Origin of the sequence: Micromonospora sp. WMMD1082 (genome assembly GCF_029626175.1) — a bacterium.
GTDB lineage: Bacteria > Actinomycetota > Actinomycetes > Mycobacteriales > Micromonosporaceae > Micromonospora.
The window spans coordinates 2,412,176-2,432,500 of sequence record NZ_JARUBM010000002.1 but is presented as its reverse complement, the minus strand read 5'-3'; the positions used below and the strand labels follow the sequence as shown (position 1 = coordinate 2,432,500).

The window sequence follows — 20,325 nt, the reverse complement described above, 5'->3', positions numbered from 1 at the left end:
CCGGTTGCGTGTGATACCTGTCAGGGGTTGCGTGGTCGGGGTTGTGGGACCTCATGTGGTGGGCTGACAACCACCGAAGGAGTTATAAAGCCAGTTGTTAGCTGAATGGTCTGGAAAGGCCGACCGTAGACGGTGATAGTCCGGTAGGTGAAAGCAGCTGGTCTTCTGTGGGTGTTCCCGAGTAGCGGCGGACTCCTGAAATCTGCCGTGAATCTGCCAGGACCACCTGGTAAGCCTGAATACTTCCTGGTGACCGATAGCGGACGAGTACCGTGAGGGAATGGTGAAAAGTACCCCGGGAGGGGAGTGAAATAGTACCTGAAACCGTTCGCCTACAATCCGTCGGAGCCTTTTGGGGTGACGGCGTGCCTTTTGAAGAATGAGCCTGCGAGTTAGTGGCATGTGGCGAGGTTAACCCGTGTGGGGGAGCCGTAGCGAAAGCGAGTCTGAAGAGGGCGTTTGAGTCGCATGTTCTAGACCCGAAGCGGAGTGATCTAGCCATGGGCAGGCTGAAGCGCGGGTAAGACCGTGTGGAGGGCCGAACCCACCAACGTTGAAAAGTTGGGGGATGACCTGTGGTTAGGGGTGAAAGGCCAATCAAACTCCGTGATAGCTGGTTCTCCCCGAAATGCATTTAGGTGCAGCGTCGTGTGTTTCTTGCCGGAGGTAGAGCACTGGATGGTCTAGGGGGCCTACAAGCTTACCGAAATCAGCCAAACTCCGAATGCCGGTAAGTGAGAGCGCGGCAGTGAGACTGCGGGGGATAAGCTTCGTAGTCGAGAGGGAAACAGCCCAGATCACCAGCTAAGGCCCCTAAGCGTGTGCTAAGTGGAAAAGGATGTGGGGTCGCATAGACAACCAGGAGGTTGGCTTAGAAGCAGCCACCCTTTAAAGAGTGCGTAATAGCTCACTGGTCAAGTGGTTCCGCGCCGACAATGTAGCGGGGCTCAAGTACACCGCCGAAGCTGTGGCACTCACACGGTGCCCGGTGTCTGCCTTTTGGGGTGGGCATCCAGGTGTGTGGGTGGGTAGGGGAGCGTCGTGCCGGGGGTGAAGCAGCCGAGTGATCGAGTTGTGGACGCGGCACGAGTGAGAATGCAGGCATGAGTAGCGAAAGAAGGGTGAGAAACCCTTCCGCCGGATGACCAAGGGTTCCAGGGCCAGGTTAATCCGCCCTGGGTGAGTCGGGACCTAAGGCGAGGCCGAGAGGCGTAGTCGATGGACAACGGGTTGATATTCCCGTACCCGCGAAGGAGCGCCCGTGATGAACTTCGTTGTGCTAACCATCCGAGCTGTCTGATGCCTTCGGGTTGATGGTGGTGAGCGTGGGAACCTGGCGGGTAGTAGTCAAGCGATGGGGTGACGCAGGAAGGTAGCTGAGCCCGGCCGGTGGTTGTGCCGGGGTAAGCGTGTAGACCGCACCATAGGCAAATCCGTGGTGCATGAAGGTTGAGACGTGATGCCGAGCCGATTCAGGTGAAGTCAGTGATCCTATGCTGCCGAGAAAAGCCTCTAGCGAGTTCCGAGCGGCCCGTACCCCAAACCGACACAGGTGGTCAGGTAGAGAATACCGAGGCGATCGGGCGAACTGTGGTTAAGGAACTCGGCAAATTGCCCCCGTAACTTAGGGAGAAGGGGGGCCGGAGACGTGAAGCCCCGCGCGGGTGGAGCGTTGTATGGCCGCAGAGAGCAGGGGGAAGCGACTGTTTACTAAAAACACAGGTCCATGCGAAGAAGTAATTCGATGTATATGGACTGACGCCTGCCCGGTGCTGGAACGTTAAGGGGACCTGTTAGTCCTTTCGGGGGCGAAGCGGAGAACTTAAGCGCCAGTAAACGGCGGTGGTAACTATAACCATCCTAAGGTAGCGAAATTCCTTGTCGGGTAAGTTCCGACCTGCACGAATGGCGTAACGACTTCCCCACTGTCTCAACCACAGGCCCGGCGAAATTGCAGTACGAGTAAAGATGCTCGTTACGCGCGGCAGGACGGAAAGACCCCGGGACCTTTACTATAGCTTGACATTGGTATTTGAGTCGGCTTGTGTAGGATAGGTGGGAGCCGGTGAAGCGCATACGCCAGTATGTGTGGAGGCAATCTTGAAATACCACTCTGGTTGATTCGGGTATCTAACTTCGGACCGTTATCCGGTTCAGGGACAGTGTCTGGTGGGTAGTTTAACTGGGGCGGTTGCCTCCTAAAAGGTAACGGAGGCGCCCAAAGGTTCCCTCAGCCTGGTTGGCAATCAGGTGTTGAGTGCAAGTACACAAGGGAGCTTGACTGTGAGACTGACGGGTCGAGCAGGGACGAAAGTCGGGACTAGTGATCCGGCACTTGCGTGTGGAAGCGGTGTCGCTCAACGGATAAAAGGTACCCCGGGGATAACAGGCTGATCTTCCCCAAGAGTCCATATCGACGGGATGGTTTGGCACCTCGATGTCGGCTCGTCGCATCCTGGGGCTGTAGCAGGTCCCAAGGGTTGGGCTGTTCGCCCATTAAAGCGGTACGCGAGCTGGGTTTAGAACGTCGTGAGACAGTTCGGTCCCTATCCGCCGTGCGCGTAGGATACTTGAGAAGGGCTGTCCCTAGTACGAGAGGACCGGGACGGACGAACCTCTGGTGTGCCAGTTGTCCCGCCAGGGGCACGGCTGGTTAGCTACGTTCGGAAGGGATAACCGCTGAAAGCATCTAAGCGGGAAGCCTGCTTCAAGATGAGGTATCCCACCCTTGGAGACAAGGGGTAAGGCCCCCAGCTAGACGACTGGGTTGATAGGCCGGAAATGTAAGCCCGGTAACGGGTTCAGTTGACCGGTACTAATAGGCCGAGGACTTGACTACAAAGATCCTGCTCGCGTCCACTGTGCAACTCACAACAAACAAACACACCCCCAACAGGATTGCTGTTGTTGGTGTTGGTGTTGTTTGACATGTTGATAAGGTTACGGCGGTCATGGCGGAGGGGAAACGCCCGGCAAACATTCCGAACCCGGAAGCTAAGCCCTCCAGCGCCGATGGTACTGCACCCGGGAGGGTGTGGGAGAGTAGGACACCGCCGGACACAACCCACCGTTCAGGGCCACCCCACCACGTGGGGGCGGCCCTGAACGCATTTCTGGGCCTTTTCCATACGCACCCGCCGAGGTTGCGGCATGTGGGCGGGGCCCCCGCCCATCAGCGCGACAACCCGAGATCCCGCACGCCGTGCTGCAAATGCTGACCAAGTAGGACCAAGCCCAAGCCCCGTGCCAGACGCGCTGGTGGGCGTACACCGGCATGGAACGGCCCCGCCGGCGAGGGCCGGCGGGCCGCGACGAGCCTGGTGCCCGACGGACGTCAGGCGGGCTCCTTTGCGCAGATGAAGCGCGGCTCCGCGCTGTAGGTCCAGCTGAACTTCTCGCGCTTGACGACCTTGCCGTCCTTCTTGATGACGCGGAACGCGTCCTGGGTGAAGCCCTGGCTGCCGTTGGCGGGGATGCAGCTCGGCCCCGGCTCCAGGTAGACGGTCTTCGGCGAGGTGATGTTCCGCCGGGGGCCGTACTCCGTCTTCACGCTGTCCCAGATCTTCGTGCTCCAGATCGACACCGTCACCGAGCTGCCCGTATACGAGGTGTCGATCAGGACGCCGTAGTCGGTGTTGTTGCGGAACTTGAAGTCGAGGTCGGGCCAGAAGATGGTCGACTCGATGACCGCGGGGTAGCGGCTGAAGTAGTACGAGTGCGGCTTGTGCTCGACGTCCTCAAGACCGGCGTAGTACGAGGCGTTGAAGAGGGTGGTCGTGAACTGCGAGGTGCCCCCGCCCACGCCCGGCACCAGCTTGCCGTCGAGGATGACCGGCGCATCGCGGTAGCCCTGCGCGTAGCCGCGCTCGCCGGTGTGACCGTTGAGCGAGAACGTCTCGCCGGGCAACACCACCGTGCCCTTCACGTCGTTGGCGATCGTCACGATGTTCTGGCTGCGCGGCGACGACAGCCCACCGGTGAAGTTGGTGGTGAAGGAGGAAACCTTCTCCTTGATCCCCAGGCCGCCGAGCTTCTCCGCGGTGAGCTTCGGCTCGGTCGAGGTGAGCTTCGCGGAGACCGTACGGTCCTCCCCGCGCGGCAGGACGGCGAGCAGGTCGCGGCCGAGCGTGCTGGTATCCACCTGCTGCCCCGCACGTCCGTCGACCACCTTCGGCTTGCCGCCGGAGATGGTCATCGTCGCGTCCTTCGGTGCCACCTCCACCGCGCCCAGCCTGTTCCCGAGCGCGGCCCGCAGCTGCTTGATGTCCACGCTCGGGGTCAGCTTGCCGGCCTTGTCCGCCTTGAACCGAAGGCCCTTGGCGATCGCCTCCGGCGGAATGGTCACCGATCCGCGATCCGTGGTCAGCTTGACCGGCGCCGCCACCGCCGGCTCGGCCAGCTCGGCGACCAGCCGATCCACTTCCTCGGCGGAGGTGGCCGGATGGTTCTCCACCAGCGGGACCGTCACCGGTTGCCCGCTCAGCCAGCCCTCCCTGACAACCTGCGCGGAATGCTCCGGGTCGACCGTGAGGCTCGGCTTCGGGTAGCGGACCTTCGGCGTGGTGCCGGAGAAGGTGATGGCCGGCATGGTCATCTTCCGGCCCTGGTCGCCGACGAGCTTCTTCAGCGCGGCCTCGAGCTTCGGCACGTCGACCGAGACCACCGGCTCGATCTCCCGCGAGCCGACGAGCCGATCCACGGCGTGGGCGTTGGCGGCCGCCGCGGCGGCCACGGTGGCGTCGACGTCGACCGTGAGCCCGACCTCGACCGGGTTGATCTCGGCGGTGCGCTCGCCCACGCGTACCTGGATTGGGGCTTCGAGTTCGGCCGCGCGGCGGTCCAGCTGCGCCCGCAGCTCCCGCGCCGCGTCCGTCCGGCTGCGGCCGCCGAGTTCGGTGCCGAGCACGCTGGTGCCGCGTGGCACATCGCCGGCGTACGCCCAGACGGCGACCGCGCCGACCGAGGCGAGCACGGCGGTGGTCACGCCGGCCGCGAGCAGCATCCGGAACCGGCGGGACCGCTTCCGCCCGCCCTGCGGGTCGACCGGCGCGGGTCGCACCGGTTCCTCGACGGGCCAGCTGACCGCCTTCACCTGAACGGTGGGCCGGTCATCGTCAGCGGGCGGACGTTCTTCGCCGTACAGCGTCACAACTACCTCTTAGGGAAATGCGGCGTCTGGAGCCGGGACCCCCACCCTGGGGAGACAACTACGGTAGCCAACAGGACGGCCGGCGGGGAGCCCGAGTGCGGTGCGATTCGCCGGAGCCCGTCGATCAGCGGTATCCGACTGTTGCTTGGTCACGAAGAGTAACGATCTGCTGCCGTCGGAGTCAGCGACGGGCGGGCCGGAAGGCGAGCCACGCCATCGTCACCGTGGTCACCGCGGCGGCGGCCAGGGCGCAGGAGAGCACCCCCGTAACGGTGCGTGGCGCGATCAGCGCGGCGGCACCGGCCAGGCCGACGGTCGCCAGCCACAGCGGCGCGGCAGGCCACCGGGCACCGGTCGCCACCCGGTCGTTGACCAACATGAACACCACCGCGTAGAGCGCGCCCGTGGCGGCGAACAGCGGCGCTGAACCGGCCAGGTGCAGGTAGTCGACGCCGCCGGCGAGCCGGAACGCCAACTCGCCACCGACGGTGGCGGCGGCGACCAGGACCGCCCCGCAGGCCAGGATCAGGGTCAGGGCGACCAGTCGGGCGCGGCGGTCACCCCGGGCCAGCCGGGGTAGCACCAGCAGCGTGACCACCTGAGGAGCCCACAGCGCACCCTTGGTGAGGACCGAGCCGACCGCGTAGGCGCCGGAGCCGGCGGCGGGCAGCAGCTGACGGGCGAGGATCAGGTCGGCGTACGAGATGGTGAGCATCGCCAGCGTCGCGCCACACGCCGTCATCACCTGCCGGGCGCCCAGCCGACGCGGCACGCCGGTGCCGGCCGGCACCGGCGTGCCGCGTCGGACGGCGAGCGGGGCGGCCCGCGTTGGCGCGGCGAGACGGGCCAGGACCGGCAGGGCGAGCAGGCCGGTGAGCGTGGCCAGCAGCAGGCAGGCCACCGGTCCCCGGCCGAGCAGCAGACCGACGACCAGGCCGCCGTAGCGGCCGGCGGCCAGCACGGTCATCGCGGCGGCCAGCCGCAGAAAGCGCTGGTCGCCTTGGAGTTCCCCGAGCCATCGGCCGGCCAGCACGGTGGCGAAGGTGGTGGCCGGAAGCAGCAGCGTCAGGGTGTGCGGCAGCCGCAGGGCCATCGTCAGCACCGGTGCCGCGGCGAGGGTGAGCACGGCGGTGAGCGCCGCGGTGCGCAGCCCCAGCCGCGCCGCGCCACCGCCGCCCCAGCGGGCCCGGTGCGCGGCCACCGCGATCTGCAGGCCGAAACCGGGCACCGCCGCTATCGCGGCCAGCGCGAGCACCGTCGCCAGCGCGCCCAGGTCGGCGGCGCTGAGCCGGCGGGCGCCCAGCACCGGCACGACGTACGCCAGCGAGTTGGTCACCAGGGTGGCGATGGTGACGGCGGCGCCGGCCGCACCGAGCCGTACCCTCGCGGCGTCCCTGCCCGTCGTCTGCGTCATGCCACCCCCGCGCGCGTCGTCACTCGGATCTGGGCGCCAGGTCGCCGATCGAGATGTCGTTGATGCAGAGCGACACGTCCGCCCCGGCGACGGTCAGTTCCACTGCGGCGCCACCTCCGACGATCCGGAAGAAGCGCTGGTGCAGGCCCTTCTTGACCGGGAAATGGGCGACACCGCTGCCGAACCTCAGCGTGGCCGTGCCGTCGGCCGAACTCAGGTAGCCGACCCGTACCACCCAGTGCCAGTCACTGCGCGGTTCGTCCAGGCGCATCCGGACCGTCTCTGCGCTGGTGACCAGGTATCCACAGCCGTCCTGCGGGCCGGGCTGGATCGTGCTGCCGACGACGGCGGCCACCTGGATGCGGCCGAGCCCGTCGAGCACCGACAGGTTGTCGGCCTCATCCACGAAGGTGGGGCGGGTGTCGATGGCGCTGAAGAACCGGGACTGGAGGTTGTACGGCCAGGAGAGGCTCGGCACGACGCGGTCCGGAACCGGTGCGTCGAAGAAGACCGTTCCCGGTGGCGCGCTGGCCATCTCGATCCGGACGGTGTCGATGTACGACCTGCCGGCCTTTGCCGCCCATTCGTCGCCGTACCGGGCGGTGGTCCAGGCCGTGCCCAGGCAGAGGGCGACGAGTGCCAGTGCCAACGCCATGTTCACCGCCGCCGTCGCCGGTCCCGGCCGGTCGGCGGACCGCGTGGGTGGGGTGGGCTCGGGTTCCGCAACCGGGTCGGGATCCGGCCGGGTGACCGGCTGTGGTGTACCGGCCGACTGCGGGGTAGGTGCGGCGTCCAGAGCGGGGGCAGGTTCCGGTCCGGGGACGGGTTCCGGTCCGAGGGCCTGCTCCGCTTCGGGGGTACGTGGTGGAACGAACTCCGGCTCCGGGTCCACCGGTGCCTCGGCGTGGATGACACCCGGTCGCGACACCACCCGGACCGGCTGGGCGGCTCGTACCGGCGCCGCGGGCGCGGCCACCACGGCCGGCGTGGTCACCGGTTGCAGGGCAAGCGGCGGCGGGGCCGGAGCGTCGGCACTCTTCTCCTCCGGCTGCGGGCGGGTGTCCGGCCCGGCCGGCTGCCCAGCGCCGACGGGGGGCTCGATCCCACCCGTCGCCCGGGATGGTCGGGCCAGCCCGACCGCCGCGACACCGACGCAGATCGCGGCGACCACGACGACGTCGCTGACGTAGCGGGGGACGCCGCCGGCGACCTCGCTGAAGACCGAACCGAGCCGGGTCGCGGCCAGCAGCGCCGCCACCATGAGCAGGTACGCCCCGAGCAGCAGCCACACCCGCCGGGCCCGGCGACCTCGCCGTACGGTCGCCACGATCAGCGCGACGACGATGATCCAGCCCACCCAGGTGCCGAGTTCCGGCGGGGCCGCGACCGGTGCGCCGTCCCCCGCCTCCAGCCACTGCCACGGTCCGCCCACCAGCCCCGGTATCAGGGTGGACCCGAACAACTGCCGTAGGAAGAGGAACACCTCCCCCGCCGATTCCGGCCGGCGCAGCGAGGACTCCGAGCGCACCAGGTAGGCGGCGAGGAAGCCGAGCGACAGCACCGTCAGCAGCAGCCACGACGGCCACCAGCGGCGGATCGTGGTCCAGACGCTGCGGAGCAGACCGCCTTCGGCGTAGAGAGCGGCGGTCAGCAGGAAGACCAAGGGCACGATCAGGATCGACTTCTCGAAGAAGACCAGCCCGAAGACGACGGACAGCGCCAGGATGGCCAGGTGCCGCCTGCGCCCGGTCTGCACGTAGCCGACCTGCGCGCCGACCGCGAGCACCATGGCGATCTGCATCGGCAGCAGGTTGACCCCGACGGCCCACCAGGAGGTCGCCTCCAGGGTCAGCGGGCTGAACAGCAGCACGCCGAGCGGCAGGAGCAGCAGCGCCGACGGACGGAGCAGCCGGCGCAGCAGGTGGAAGAAGGCGACCCCGAGGATCGCCTGGCCGATCGCCATGAGCAGGACATACGGCCAGTAGGCCACCCCGAAGTGCTCGGTGACCAGCCAGGTGATCAGCCGTCCACCGGGCATGAGGTGGTTGTTGTAGAGGGTGAGAAGATGCTCGACGGTCAGCTCGGACTCGGCCGCCTGGCTGATCATCACGTAGTCGTCCGCCGCCAGGAAACCGCGGGACGCCACGTGGACACGCCCCAAGACGCTGAGCGCGATCATCGCGAGCGCCGCCGCCCCGATCCGGTCGCCATCGAGCCAGCCACCGATCCGGCCAGGTGCCGCGGAGTGGTCCGCCTCCGTCGATGCCATGGCGGGAAGACTGCCACACCGATCACCGCGGCTCCCATCAGGCCAACGGATGGTTCGGCGGCGGGCCGCTTCGGACCGGCGACGGCCGCGTACAGTGGCCGCCACCAGCGCGGCCGGTCGCCGCGCACCGGCAGTGGTGAGGTCGACGATGCGGGAACGGCTGGTGCCGCACGCGGTGGCCGCCGCCGTGACGGCGGTGGTGCTCGCGCCGCTGGCCCTGCCCGGGTACGTGTTGCGCTACGACATGGTCTTCGTGCCCCGGCAGCAGCTGGGCTGGGAGGCGATCGCTCCGGCCACGGCGCTGCCCCGGGCCGTCCCGCAGGACGCGGTGGTGGCACTGGCCAACCAGCTGGTCCCGGGGTGGCTGCTGCAACGACTGGTTCTGGTGGCGATCCTGTACCTGGCCGCGCTCGGCGCCGCGCGGCTGGTGCCGACCGGGCGGGTGGCGGTGCGGGTGGTGGCCGCACTCGGGTACGCCTGGACGCCGTACCTGGCCGAGCGGTTGCTGATCGGCCAGTGGGGGCTGCTGGTCGTGTACGCCGCGTTGCCCTGGCTGGTGGGCGCGGCGATCGGGGTACGCCGGGCCGAGCGGGGTGCGCTGCGGCGCCTGTTGCTGGCGGCGGCCGCTTCGGCGATCACACCGACCGGTGGCCTGCTCGCCCTGGTCGTGGTCGCCGTGCTGCTGGTGGGGCGGTACCCGGGGGCGGTCCGCGCGGCGCCGACCGGAGTGGGTGTGACGCTGCTGTTGAACGCGCCGTGGTTGGTGGCCGGGTTCGCCGGGGCCGGTGACGGCCGCTCCGATCCGGCCGGGGTGGCGGTCTTCGCCGCCCGCACGGAGAACTGGGCCGGGCCGCTGGTGGCGCTCGCCGGCACCGGTGGCATCTGGAACGGGCAGGCCACCCCGGCATCCCGGGGCGGGTGGCTGGTGCCGCTGGCCACGCTGGTGGTGCTGGCGGTCGCCGGGTACGGCGTACCGCTGCTGCGGCGCCGTTGGCCGGGCCCGGTCGTGGGCCGGCTCGGGCTGCTGGCGGTCGGTTCGTGGCTGGGCGCGGCGCTCGGCGTACTGCCCGGCGGGGCGAGCCTGCTGGGCTGGCTCGTCGCCGGTGTGCCCGGTGCCGGGCTGCTCCGCGACGGGCAGAAACTGCTGGTGCCGTACGTGCTGGTCCTGGCGATCGCCGGGGCGCTCGGTGCGGAGCGACTCGCCGGGCGGCTCGCGGCCCGGTTCGACGCGGCGACCGGGCGCGTGCTGCTGGCCGGCGCGGCGCTGTTGCCGCTGGCCATCCTGCCCGACCTCGCCTTCGGCGGTGCGGGACGGCTACGTCCGGTGGCCTGGCCGGCGGACTGGGCGACGGTGGCCCGGCTGGTCGACGAGCGGCCGGGTGAGGTCGTCTCGCTGCCGTTCCAGGAGTACCAGAGTTACGCCTGGAACGGCGGTCGGGTGGTGATCGACCCGGCGCCCCGGTACCTCGGTGTGCCCGTCCTCATCGACGACACGCTGCGGGTGGACGGCATCTCGGTCGCCGGGGAGGATCACCGGGCCGCGCGGCTGCGTGAGCTGCTCGCGGCGGGCGAGCCGGTGGCGGTGGCCGGCCCCCGCTGGGTGCTGGTGCAGCGGGCCGCCGGTCCGTCGCCGGACCCGGCGACACTGGCCGGCCTGCGGCCGGCGTACGCGGGCGAGGAGCTGAGCCTGTACGAGAATCCGGCGTGGCGTCCACCGCCCGCGCCGCGCCGACCCGGCCCGGTGGGCCTGGCTCACCTGCTGGCCGGAACGGTGGTGCTGGTTGTCGGATTTTCGGGCACTGCACGACGGTGCTACCGCGTGGTAGCGTCCCGGCACGCGAGTCCCGCGGAAGGAGAAGGTGGATGAGGAACCTGCCCGCGTTCGTCGCCGTCGGGGTACTCGGGGTCGTGCTCGGCCTGCTCGGCAGCGTCGGTCTGGCGAATGCGCTCAGCCCGTCCGCCAAGGAGGCCGCGAACTCCAAGGTGAGTGAGCAGACCGAGGCCCCGCTGTACGGCACGCGCTGACCCCGCACGGCGACAGGGCGCTCGCGTCACGCGGGCGCCCTTCGTCGTGTCCAGCCCCGACCGGGGTAGCTCAGCCGGTGCGGGCGGTCGCCTGAGCTACCAGCTGCGCGAACCGGTCGCCGGTCGCCGTCCAGGTGTAGCGGGCCGCATGGGCCAGCGCCGCCTCGCCCATCGCCTTGCGCCGTACGTCGTCGGCGAGCAGCTCGCGGACGACCGCCGTGAACTCCCGCTCGTCGTCGACCAGCAGACCGGTTTCGGTGTCGACCATCGCCTCGGCGACCCCGCCCGCGTACCGGAAGGCCACCGTCGGCGTACTGCGCGCGGCGGCCTCCACGATGATCAGACCCCAGCCCTCCTTGACCGACGGGGTCAGGGCGAGCCAGGCCGAGCAGAGCAGCTCGTGCTTCTCGTCCTCGCTGACGAAGCCGGCGAACCGTACCCGGTCGGTGATGCCGAGGGCGGCGCACCGCTCGCGTAGCGGCTCCTCCCACCAGCCCTGCCCGGCCACCACCAGCTCCAGTTCGGGCAGCTCGGTGGCCAGTTCGGCGACCGTCCGCAGGGCGATCTCCACCCGCTTGTGTGGCACCAGACGGCCGAGCACCAGCAGCGACGGGTGGGCGGTGCGCGGTAGTGCCGGGCCGGTCACCGGTGGCGTGCCGTTGGGCACCACGTCGATCCGTTCGACGTCCACCCCCAACTCGGTCAGTTCGGCCCGGCTCGCCTCCGAGACGGTGATGTAGCGGCACCGCCGGTAGAGCCGCACCGCCAGCCAGGACTCGATCCACCAGCCCAGCCGGCACATCCACGGGCCGAAGACCACCGGCCACTGTTCCCGGTGCACGTGATGCACCAGCGCGATGACCGGCCGCCCGGCGTAGAGGGGGGCGAAGAACGGCACCCCGTTGCAGACGTCCACGACCAGGTCGGGCCGGCCGAGACCGCGTCGGCTCAGCGGGCCAAGCCCGAAACGGGCGGCGAGGCAGATCAGCGCCGCGCGGAGGTAGACGGTCATCCGCGAGCCACGGCGCAGCACGCGTACGCCGGACTCGGTGGTGTCCGCCGGGCCGGCGTTACGGTGGGCCGCACAGAGCAGAGTCACCCGGTAACCAGCGGTGACCAGCTCGGCGGCGATCCGTTCGATGTAGACCTCGGAGCCGCCGCCCTCGGGGTTGGTGGTGTCTCGCCAGTTGAGGAACAGGACGTGGCGGGAGGGGGTGCCGGACTTGTCCACGCTGCTCCTACCGGTGAGTAATGTGAGCACGATCGCGCCACCCTAGGGCGGTGCGCCCCGGGTGCGCAATGGGCAGATTCGGCAGCGACGATCCGATAACGGGTCGTCGATCGGGGGTTTGCCGACGGGCGTAAACCTTGGCAGGGTGTGCAGCGCAACCGCGTGCGATGCCCGGTGCCCGGCCGCCCGACCTCGTCGTGGCCGGTGTGGTGACCTGCGGTGGGGCGCCGTCCGCAGGGGTGACGAGGAGGTGAGGCGGCGGTGGTTGCCGACCGTCCCGCGCCGACGCGCGCCCTGTCCCGCCGTTCGCCGGTGGTGCTGCTCAGTGCCGCACTGGTGCTGCTGCTGACCGCCTGGGCGGCGGTGGCGTACATCCGGGCCGACCGGGGCACCCCGACCTGCGTCGAACAGGTCCGACTCCGGGTGATGGCCGCTCCGGTGATCGCGTCGGCGCTCGACCGCGTGGCGCGGGAGAACGCCGGCAGCCAACCATGCGTGTCGGTCGAGGTGCAGGCCCGGCCGTCGGCCACCGTCGTCCGGGAACTCGCCGACGGTGAGGATGTCGCGGACGCGTGGCTGCCGGAGTCGACGTTCTGGCTGCGCCGGGCCCGCGCCGCGGGCGCGTTCGAGGTGCCCGGTCAGGGCACGTCGGTGGCGAGCACGCCGGTGGTGCTGGCGGTCAACGAACGCGTCGCACGCCGATCGGGGTGGCCGGCCAGGCCGCTGACCTGGGCATCGCTGGTCGGCGCCAGGGCGGGTGCGATCCAGGTCGGGCTGCCGGACCCGGCGGTGGACCCGGTCGGGGTCGGTGCGCTGCTCGGTGCCCGGGTGCTGGCCGACGACAACCGGGACTCGGCCGCGACCGTGGCGGCGACCCTGCGCCGCCTCGCCGAGCGGACCTTCAGCCCGGCCGAGGACGCCAGCTCGCTGGCCCCGAACCGGGACCTGCCCGGCCGGGTCGACGCCGTCGCCGCCAGCGAACAGGCCGTACTCGAACACAACGCGCTCGCCGCCGCCGGCAAGCTGGTCGCGGCGTACCCGGAGATCGAGGTGCCCTGGCTCGACCTGCCGTACGCGGTGCTGCCCGCCGCGCAGGCCCGGACGCGCGACGCCGCCGCGGGATTCCTCGCCAGGCTGCTCACCGGCGAGGCGCGGGAGACGTTTACCGGCTACGGCTTCCGGACCTCGGCCGGCTTTCCGCCGGCCATGCCGGCCGGCGACCGACTGCGGGCGGAGGAACGTCGGCCGGTTGCGTTGCCGGCGGAGGAGACGGTCAGCGATGTGCTGACCGGCTGGAGCGGGGTGCAGCGCAGCGCCCGGATCCTCACCCTGTTGGACGTTTCCGGTTCGATGGCCGCGGCGGTGCCGGGCGGCGGCACCCGGCTCGACGCCACCGTGCGGGCTGCCCAGGAGGGGGCCGCGCTGCTGTTGGACAACAGCGAACTCGGCATCTGGGCCTTCTCCACCAAGGTCGACGGGGACCGGGACTACCGCGAGATCCTGCCGGTGGGCCCGCTGGGCGGCCAGCGGAAACAGCTGACCGAGGCGTTGGCCGACGTTCGGGTCAAGCCGCAGGGCGGCACCGGGCTGTACGACAGCACGCTGGCCGCGTACCGCGACGCGCGGCGCAACTGGACGCCGGGGCGGATCAACCTGGTGCTGGTGATGACCGACGGGCGCAACGAGGACGACGACAGCATCGGCCGGGCCGACTTCCTCGCCGAACTCAAGCGGTTGCAGGAACCGCGCCGCCCCTTGCCGATCATCTTCATCGGCCTCGGTGCGGACATCGACCCCGAGGAGCTGAACGCGATCGCGAAGGCCACCGGCGGGCGGGTCTTCGTCACCGAGCAGCCGGGCGGGATGCGGCGCATCTTCTTCTCGGCGCTGGCCGACCTGAGTTGCCTGCCCCCGGAGTGTCGCCGATGAGCCGGGTGCTGGCGCGGCTGCGCCGCTCGCCCGGCACCATGCTGTCGCTGCTACTGCTTACCGCGATCGCGTTCGGTCAGCGGCCTGGGCAGGTCACCTTCGACACCAAGCTCGATCTGGCCGCCAACCCGATCCACTTCCTGGCCCGGGCGCTGCACCTGTGGAACCCGGAGGCCACCTCGGGGGAACTGCAGAACCAGGCGTACGGCTACCTGTTCCCGATGGGGCCGTTCTTCGCGGCCGGTCAGCTGCTCGGGATTGCGCCGTGGACCACCCAGCGGCTGTGGACGGCGCTGCTGCTCGTCGCCGCCTTCTACGGACTGCTGCGGCTGGCCCGGGCGCTGAACATCGGCACCGAGCCGACCCGCTACGCGGCGGCGCTGGGTTATGCGTTGGCACCCCGGGTCATCACCGAGGTCGGCGTGCTGTCGGCGGAGACGATCTCCGCCGCGATGCTGCCGTGGGTGCTGTTGCCGTTGGTGACCGTACGCCGGATCGGCTCGCCGCGCCGGGCCGCCGCGCTCTCCGCGCTGGCCGTCCTGGGCATGGGCGGGATCAACGCGGCGATCGTGCTGCTCGCCCTGCTGCTACCCGGTGTCTGGCTGCTCACCCGGCGCTGGGACACGCAGCATCGGCGGCTGGTCGCCTGGTGGTGTGTCTGCGTACTCGGGGTCTGCCTGTGGTGGATCGTGCCGCTGCTGCTACTCGGCCAGTACAGTCTCCCCTTCCTCGACTTCATCGAGTCGTCCACCACCACGACGGCGGTGGCCTCGCTGTTCCAGGCGGTACGCGGCACCAACCAGTGGGTGGCGTACATCGTGCAGGGCGACCCCTGGTGGCCGGCCGGCTGGATGCTGATCGACCACCCTGCGCTGATGGTGCTCACCGCGCTGGTGGCGCTGATCGGGTTGGCCGGGTTGGCCGGGAACCTGCTGCCCGAGCGACGGTTTCTCGTGACCGGCTTCCTCACCGGGCTGACCCTGCTGACCATCGGCTACGTCGGCGCGGTGGACAGCCCGCTGTCCGAGTCGGTCCGCAACCTGCTGGACGGCCCGCTGGCGCCGTTTCGCAACGTGCACAAGCTCGACCCGGTGCTGCGGCTGCCGCTGATGCTCGGCTTCGCGCACGGCGTCGATGCGGTCGCCACCCGGATGCACCACGCGTTGGCCCGGCGCCGGCCCACTATCCGGCTGCGTCCGCTGATCTTCGTGCCGGTGCTGCTGCTCGTCCTGGGCTCCGCCGCGCCGGCCTGGCTCGGGCAGCTGCGGGCCGGGCCGGGCTGGTCCGATCTGCCACCGCACTGGCGGGCCGCGGCAACCTGGCTCGCCGACCGTGACGCGTTGGCCCGCACGCTGATGGTGCCCGGCTCCGGCTTCGGGCAGTACGTGTGGGGGCGTACGGTCGACGAACCGTTGCAGGCGTTGGCCGGCGCACCATGGGCGGTGCGCAACCAGATCCCGCTCGGTTCGAACGGCAACACCCGGATGATGGACACCGTCGAGCAGGTGTTGGCCGGCGGCCAGGGCTCGACCGGTCTGGCCGATCTGCTCGCCCGCTCCGGCTTCCGGCATCTGCTGCTGCGCAACGACCTCGACCGGAACCAGATCGACGCGCCGCCGGTGGCGGTGCTGCGCCGGGCGTTGGCGGACTCGCCGGGCATTGCCCGGGTGGCGACCTTCGGCACCACCGACGCCCTGTCCCGGACGCTCGGCAGCCCGGTGGACGGCGGCTCCGGCTCCCTGCCGGCCATCGAGGTGTACGAGGTACAGCGGTCGGTGCCGACCGCCTCGGCGGTGCTCACCGCCGACGTGCCGACGGTCAGCGGTGGCCCAGAGTCGCTGCTGCCCCTGCTGGAACAGGGGGTGGTGGAACGGGACCGGCCGGTGGTACTCGCCGGTGACCGGGACGACTCCCCGAACCTGACCGGCGACTCGTGGATCGTCACCGACGGCCTGCGCCGCCGGGAGCGGAACATCGGCCGGGCCCGGGACAACCTTTCCCAGACGTTGACCGCCAACGAGGCGGGGCGGCAGGGCAGAGTCGCCCTCGACCTGCTGCCGTTCGCCGGCAGCCAGCACCAGACCACCGCGGTCTACCAGGGCATCCGCGATGTGACCGCCTCGTCGGCGACGAGTTTCGTGGACCATCTCGGCCCGGCCGACCCGTCGCACCTGCCGTTCGCGGCCGTCGACGGCGACGACGCCACCGCCTGGCACTCGGCTCCGCTGAGCGGGCCGGTCGGGCAGTGGCTCCAGGTCGACCTGGACACCCCGCGCCAGGTGGACAGCGTGGCTGTCGCGTTCGTCAGCGACCTGGCGGTGGGCTGGCCGGTGACCAGATTCCGGATCACCACCGACCGGGGTTCGGTCGAACATGAGGTTGCCCGGACGCTCGGCGGTCACTCGTACTACACGCTGCCCGGGCCGACCAACCGGATCCGGGTGACCGTGCTGGAGGTGGCCGATGGCCGACTCGACGGAGGGGTGGGCATCCGGGAGCTGTCCATCCCGGACGCCGAGGTGCGTCGCACGCTGCGCGCCCCGACTGACCTGCCGCAGCACCTGTCGAGCCCGGTCAGCTGGGTCTTCAGCCGTGGGCCAACCCACCGGCCGGCGTGCTACTCGACCTCGCTCTCCGGCGCGGACGGGAACGCGGCAGCGGGCTCTGCGGGCACCGGCGCCCCGACGCGGGCGGACGACGTGGTGATCCGCTGCGACCGGTTCCTGGCTCAGGTCGGCGAGGAGCCGATGGGGTTGGATCGGCTCTTCCACAATCCGTCCGCCGGCACATACCGGATGGAACTGCGCGCGGTGGCCCGGCCGGGCGGCGAGCTGAGGCTGCCCGGCCAGGATCTGCGGGCGACCGCCTCGTCGTACCTAGCCGGAGACCCAGCGGTGGCCGCGTACGCGGCGATCGACGGTGACCCGGGCACGGCGTGGCTGGCCGGCACCGGCGACCTGCGCCCCACCCTGAGGCTGAGCTGGCCGGGCCAGCTACGCATCGACAGTTTGCGATTGCAGGGGGCGGAGCTGCCGGTCGGCTCGCTGCCCGAGCGGGTCGAGATCCGCACGCCGGGTCGCGCGGTGACGGTGCCGGTGGGCACCGACGGAACCGTCCGGTTCCCTGCCGTACGCACCGATCGGATCGAGATCGTCGTGCGGGAGACCCAGCACCGGCTGGCCGACCTGCGTGGTAACGGCTGGCCCGCCACTGCGGGCATCGCCGAGGTGGAGATTCCCGCGTTGGCGGAGCTGTCGGACCCGATCGACGCCGACACCCCCGTGGTCGAACGGTGTGGCGACGGGCCGGCCGTCGAACTGGACGGGTTCCGCTACGACACCGCGGTCGACGCGACCCTGGGTGACGTGCTGGCCGGGCGGCCGGTGCCGCTGCGGATATGCGGCGTGGACGGCGCGGTACTGGATCTGCCGGCCGGCGGCCACCGGTTGGCGACGACGCCCTCGGTGGGATTCGTGGTGCAGGATGCGGCCCTGCGGCCGGCGCGCGGCGACAGTTCCGCCGGGCCCCGGCACCGGGAGGTCACCGTACTGGACTGGGCGCCGACCGACCGGACGGTCCGGGTTGCTGGCGGCGAGCACGCGTTGCTGGTGGTGCCGGAGAACGCGAACGCCGGATGGGCAGCAACGCTGGACGGCGAACCGGTGGTCACGGCCCGGGTGGACGGCTGGCAGCAGGCGTGGATACTGCCAGCCGGCGCCGGCGGCGAGGTCCGGCTGATCTTCGAGCCCGACCGGCCGTACCGGGCCGGGTTGGCGGCGGGCGCGTTGACGGCGGTCGGGGTGCTGGTGCTGGCCGCATGGCCGGCGCGCCGCCGGGCGATGGTGGGCGCGGGGCTGGGGAGCACGATCCCGGCCGAGGCCCCGGCCTGGGCCATCGGCACCGTGTTGGTGCTGTTGCTCGCCGCGTTGGGCGGCGTCCTGCCGGTGGCCATCGTGCTGGCCGCGATGCTGCTGCGGCAGCTGGCCGTGCGGGCGCTCCCGGTGGTGGTGCTGGGCGGCCTGGCCGTGGCGACGACGGTCGCGGTGGCCGGACGCCTGAACGGCCATGGGCAGGAGTGGGTGTACGGCTCCTGGACGCAGGCGGCCATGCTGATCGCGATCGGGGCGGTGGTCGCGGCGGTGGTGCCCGTCCCCGGCGTACGGCCCGATCCGGCCGTCCAGGATGATGTGACGCCGGGCACATCCGGTGGGTCGCCGGAGGCGCCCGAGACCAGGGCTGAGGGCGACGACGGGACGGTGGCGCGGTGACAGCAGCGGAGGACCGGACGCGACGGGTGGCGCGACGACGTTTCGCCACGCTGCGTCGCTCGGTCGACCTGTTCCGGGCGTTTCTGGTCGAGCAGACCGACCCGGATCACTTCTACGGACTGCTGGCGACCGACTCGGTCCGCCAAGTCTCCGGCTACACCGACCTGGACGGCCGTACGGTGCTCGACGTCGGCGGGGGGCCGGGATACTTCGCGACGGCGTTCCGTGCGGCCGGCGCCCGATACATCGGGCTCGATCCGGACGTGGGTGACTTCTCCGCCGCTGGCGAGTCGGTGGCGGGGATGCTGCGGGGTAGCGGCACCGCGTTGCCGGTGCGCACCGCCAGTGTGGACGTGGCGTTCTCGTCCAACGTCGTGGAGCATGTCGCCGAGCCGCCACGGATGCTCGACGAGATGGTCCGGGTGACCCGACCGGGCGGGTTGCTCTTCGTGTCGTACACCCCCTGGCTGTCGCCATGGGGCGGGCACGAGACGGCGCCCTGGCACTACCTCGGGGGTGACCGGGCTCGGCGTCGCTTCGAGCGTCGGGTGGGACGCCCGCCCAAGAACCGCTTCGGCGAGACGCTGTTCCCGGTCTCGATCGCCGACACGTTGCGCTGGGCGCGAGGCAACGGCGACATCGAGGTGGTGGACGTGCTGCCGCGCTACCACCCCTGGTGGGCGCGGTGGGTGATCCGGGTGCCCGGTGTTCGGGAGGTCGCGGCATGGAACTTCGTGCTGGTAGTGCGTCGTACTGGGGAACGACAGCCCGGCGCGGTGGAGAAATCAGAGCTGACCGGGGGTCGCGTTGCTATGTGACCAGGTAGTAACCTCGCGGCCATCTCACTGATTGATACCGACGAAATTAGCTCCTCAGGGAGGAAATATGAAGCACCGCGCGGTGGGTGCCGTGCTGTTCGGCGGCGGCGTACTGCTCCTGGCGCTGGCCGCCGGGCTGGTGTTCGTCGTCAAACCGGCAATGACCAAGTTGCCCTACGACCTGGAGCCGTCGACGTCGATTGCCGAGGCCAAGGGCGCGACGTTCCTCCAGATCAGCGAAAGTGGAATCGGGATCCACCAGGCAGACCTGGATTCCATCGTCAAGGTCACCCCGGAACGGGACAAGACCGCGGCGCTCAGCGGTGACCTCGCCGGCGAGACGGTGGTCTGGCAGGTCGGCCAGACCGTCGAGCGGACCGACCGGAAGGAGCGGGTCAGCGCGTACGCCGCCGAGTTGGCGCTGGATCGGGTCACCGGCGAGGCCGTCGAGTGGAACGAGCAGTTCCTCGACGAGAACGGTGCCCCGGAGAAGATCTCGTTCGCCGGCCAGGTCTACAAGTTCCCGTTCAACTCCGAGCGGGGAAACTACGAGGTCTTCGACCGCGACCTGCGGCAGACCCGGGTGGCCGAGTTCAAGGGCACCGAGGACGTCAACGGCCTTGAGGCGTACCGCTACGAGCAGGTCATCACCGATGAGAAGCTGTCGCTGGCCGCCGACCGGATGGGCCTGCTGCTCGGTGTGCTCGCCCCGGGCTCGACCTCGGGCGACCTCGTCTACAGCAACACCCGTACGCTCTGGGTCGACCCGGTCACCGGCGCCTACGTCAAGGTGCGGGAGCAGCAGAAGAAGGTGCTGGTGCCGAACGCGGGCGCCCCGGTGACGCTGCTGGACGCGGACTTCTCCTACAACGAGGAGACGGTGACGTCCTCGGTGCAGCGGGCCAAGGACAGTCGGTTCCAGCTCACCATCCTCGGTGTGGCCGCGCCGGTCGGGCTCGCCGTGCTGGGCCTGGTGCTGATCCTCGTGGCGCTGTTCGTCTCGCGTAGCCGTACCCCGGCCACCGTGGGACGGCACTCCGCGGACCCGACGCCGACCCGTGTCGACGAGCCGGCGGTGCGGGACGACGAGAGGGAGGGCGGTCCGTTGACCGACGAGATCCCGCCCGCGTCGACCAACTGGAAGTCCGAGGTGCCGGGCCAGCGGCCCGCGCAGGACGACGCGGAGAAGCACTGAACGGCTGAACCGTAGGGACAAGGACGC

Annotated in this window: 10 protein-coding genes and 2 rRNA genes (1 of these 12 running past the window's edge); 8 read left to right on the top strand and 4 right to left on the bottom strand. The window is 70.1% G+C overall.

Going from position 1 to position 20,325, the window contains the following annotated elements:
* Together O7615_RS11415 and rrf are read left to right on the top strand one after the other, a co-directional pair.
* Positions 1–2,839: ribosomal RNA gene (locus O7615_RS11415) — 23S ribosomal RNA — on the top strand; it begins 277 nt to the left of the window's first position.
* A gap of 102 nt (positions 2,840–2,941) precedes the next feature.
* Positions 2,942–3,059: ribosomal RNA gene (rrf, locus tag O7615_RS11410) — 5S ribosomal RNA — on the top strand.
* 275 nt (positions 3,060–3,334) lie between these two features.
* Here the strand turns inward: rrf and O7615_RS11405 are convergent.
* The 3 genes from O7615_RS11405 to O7615_RS11395 all read right to left on the bottom strand — a co-directional run bounded on the left by O7615_RS11405 (position 3,335) and on the right by O7615_RS11395 (position 8,832).
* Entirely contained in the window at positions 3,335–5,149 is a 1,815-nt protein-coding gene (locus O7615_RS11405; protein WP_278177420.1) for a VanW family protein, read from the bottom strand.
* A 181-nt stretch (positions 5,150–5,330) separates the two neighbouring features.
* Entirely contained in the window at positions 5,331–6,563 is a 1,233-nt protein-coding gene (locus O7615_RS11400; protein ID WP_278177419.1) for a polysaccharide biosynthesis protein, read from the bottom strand.
* Positions 6,564–6,582: 19 nt separating this feature from the next.
* The gene (locus O7615_RS11395) at positions 6,583–8,832 is read right to left on the bottom strand and encodes a procyclic acidic repetitive family protein (RefSeq protein ID WP_278177417.1); all 2,250 of its coding nucleotides are present in this window, start codon (positions 8,830–8,832) and stop codon (positions 6,583–6,585) included.
* A gap of 148 nt (positions 8,833–8,980) precedes the next feature.
* Here O7615_RS11395 and O7615_RS11390 point away from each other — a divergent pair, with 148 nt between their 5' ends.
* Both O7615_RS11390 and O7615_RS11385 read left to right on the top strand, forming a co-directional pair.
* Positions 8,981–10,699 carry a hypothetical protein gene (locus O7615_RS11390; protein ID WP_278177416.1) on the top strand — a complete coding sequence of 573 codons (1,719 nt, stop codon included), beginning with the start codon at positions 8,981–8,983 and terminating at the stop codon, positions 10,697–10,699.
* The gene (locus O7615_RS11385; protein WP_278177414.1) at positions 10,696–10,857 is read left to right on the top strand and encodes a hypothetical protein; all 162 of its coding nucleotides are present in this window, start codon (positions 10,696–10,698) and stop codon (positions 10,855–10,857) included. The genes O7615_RS11390 and O7615_RS11385 overlap by 4 nt, the downstream gene beginning before the upstream one ends.
* Positions 10,858–10,927: 70 nt before the next feature.
* Here O7615_RS11385 and O7615_RS11380 read toward each other — a convergent pair whose 3' ends face one another.
* Positions 10,928–12,088 carry a glycosyltransferase family 4 protein gene (locus O7615_RS11380; RefSeq protein WP_278182066.1) on the bottom strand — a complete coding sequence of 387 codons (1,161 nt, stop codon included), beginning with the start codon at positions 12,086–12,088 and terminating at the stop codon, positions 10,928–10,930.
* Positions 12,089–12,349: 261 nt separating this feature from the next.
* On the opposite strand from O7615_RS11380, the gene O7615_RS11375 reads away from it, so the two are divergent.
* From O7615_RS11375 to O7615_RS11360, 4 genes are all read left to right on the top strand, one after another.
* Entirely contained in the window at positions 12,350–14,017 is a 1,668-nt protein-coding gene (locus tag O7615_RS11375; protein ID WP_278177413.1) for a substrate-binding and VWA domain-containing protein, read from the top strand.
* The gene (locus O7615_RS11370; protein ID WP_278177412.1) at positions 14,014–18,285 is read left to right on the top strand and encodes an alpha-(1->3)-arabinofuranosyltransferase; all 4,272 of its coding nucleotides are present in this window, start codon (positions 14,014–14,016) and stop codon (positions 18,283–18,285) included. The genes O7615_RS11375 and O7615_RS11370 overlap by 4 nt, the downstream gene beginning before the upstream one ends.
* Positions 18,282–19,103 carry a class I SAM-dependent methyltransferase gene (locus tag O7615_RS11365; RefSeq protein WP_278177411.1) on the top strand — a complete coding sequence of 274 codons (822 nt, stop codon included), beginning with the start codon at positions 18,282–18,284 and terminating at the stop codon, positions 19,101–19,103. The genes O7615_RS11370 and O7615_RS11365 overlap by 4 nt, the downstream gene beginning before the upstream one ends.
* Before the next feature lie 67 nt (positions 19,104–19,170).
* Positions 19,171–20,298 carry a DUF3068 domain-containing protein gene (locus tag O7615_RS11360; protein ID WP_278177410.1) on the top strand — a complete coding sequence of 376 codons (1,128 nt, stop codon included), beginning with the start codon at positions 19,171–19,173 and terminating at the stop codon, positions 20,296–20,298.
* Positions 20,299–20,325: the final 27 nt, after the last annotated feature.

What these genes read in the sequence shown, in the direction of transcription:
- O7615_RS11400 (WP_278177419.1), bottom strand. Translation starts at nt 6,563, where the DNA reads ATGACGCAGACGACGGGCAGGGACGCCGCGAGGGTACGGCTCGGTGCG.
- O7615_RS11395 (WP_278177417.1), bottom strand. Translation starts at nt 8,832, where the DNA reads ATGGCATCGACGGAGGCGGACCACTCCGCGGCACCTGGCCGGATCGGT.
- O7615_RS11390 (WP_278177416.1), top strand. Translation starts at nt 8,981, where the DNA reads ATGCGGGAACGGCTGGTGCCGCACGCGGTGGCCGCCGCCGTGACGGCG.
- O7615_RS11385 (WP_278177414.1), top strand. Translation starts at nt 10,696, where the DNA reads ATGAGGAACCTGCCCGCGTTCGTCGCCGTCGGGGTACTCGGGGTCGTG.
- O7615_RS11370 (WP_278177412.1), top strand. Translation starts at nt 14,014, where the DNA reads ATGAGCCGGGTGCTGGCGCGGCTGCGCCGCTCGCCCGGCACCATGCTG.
- O7615_RS11360 (WP_278177410.1), top strand. Translation starts at nt 19,171, where the DNA reads ATGAAGCACCGCGCGGTGGGTGCCGTGCTGTTCGGCGGCGGCGTACTG.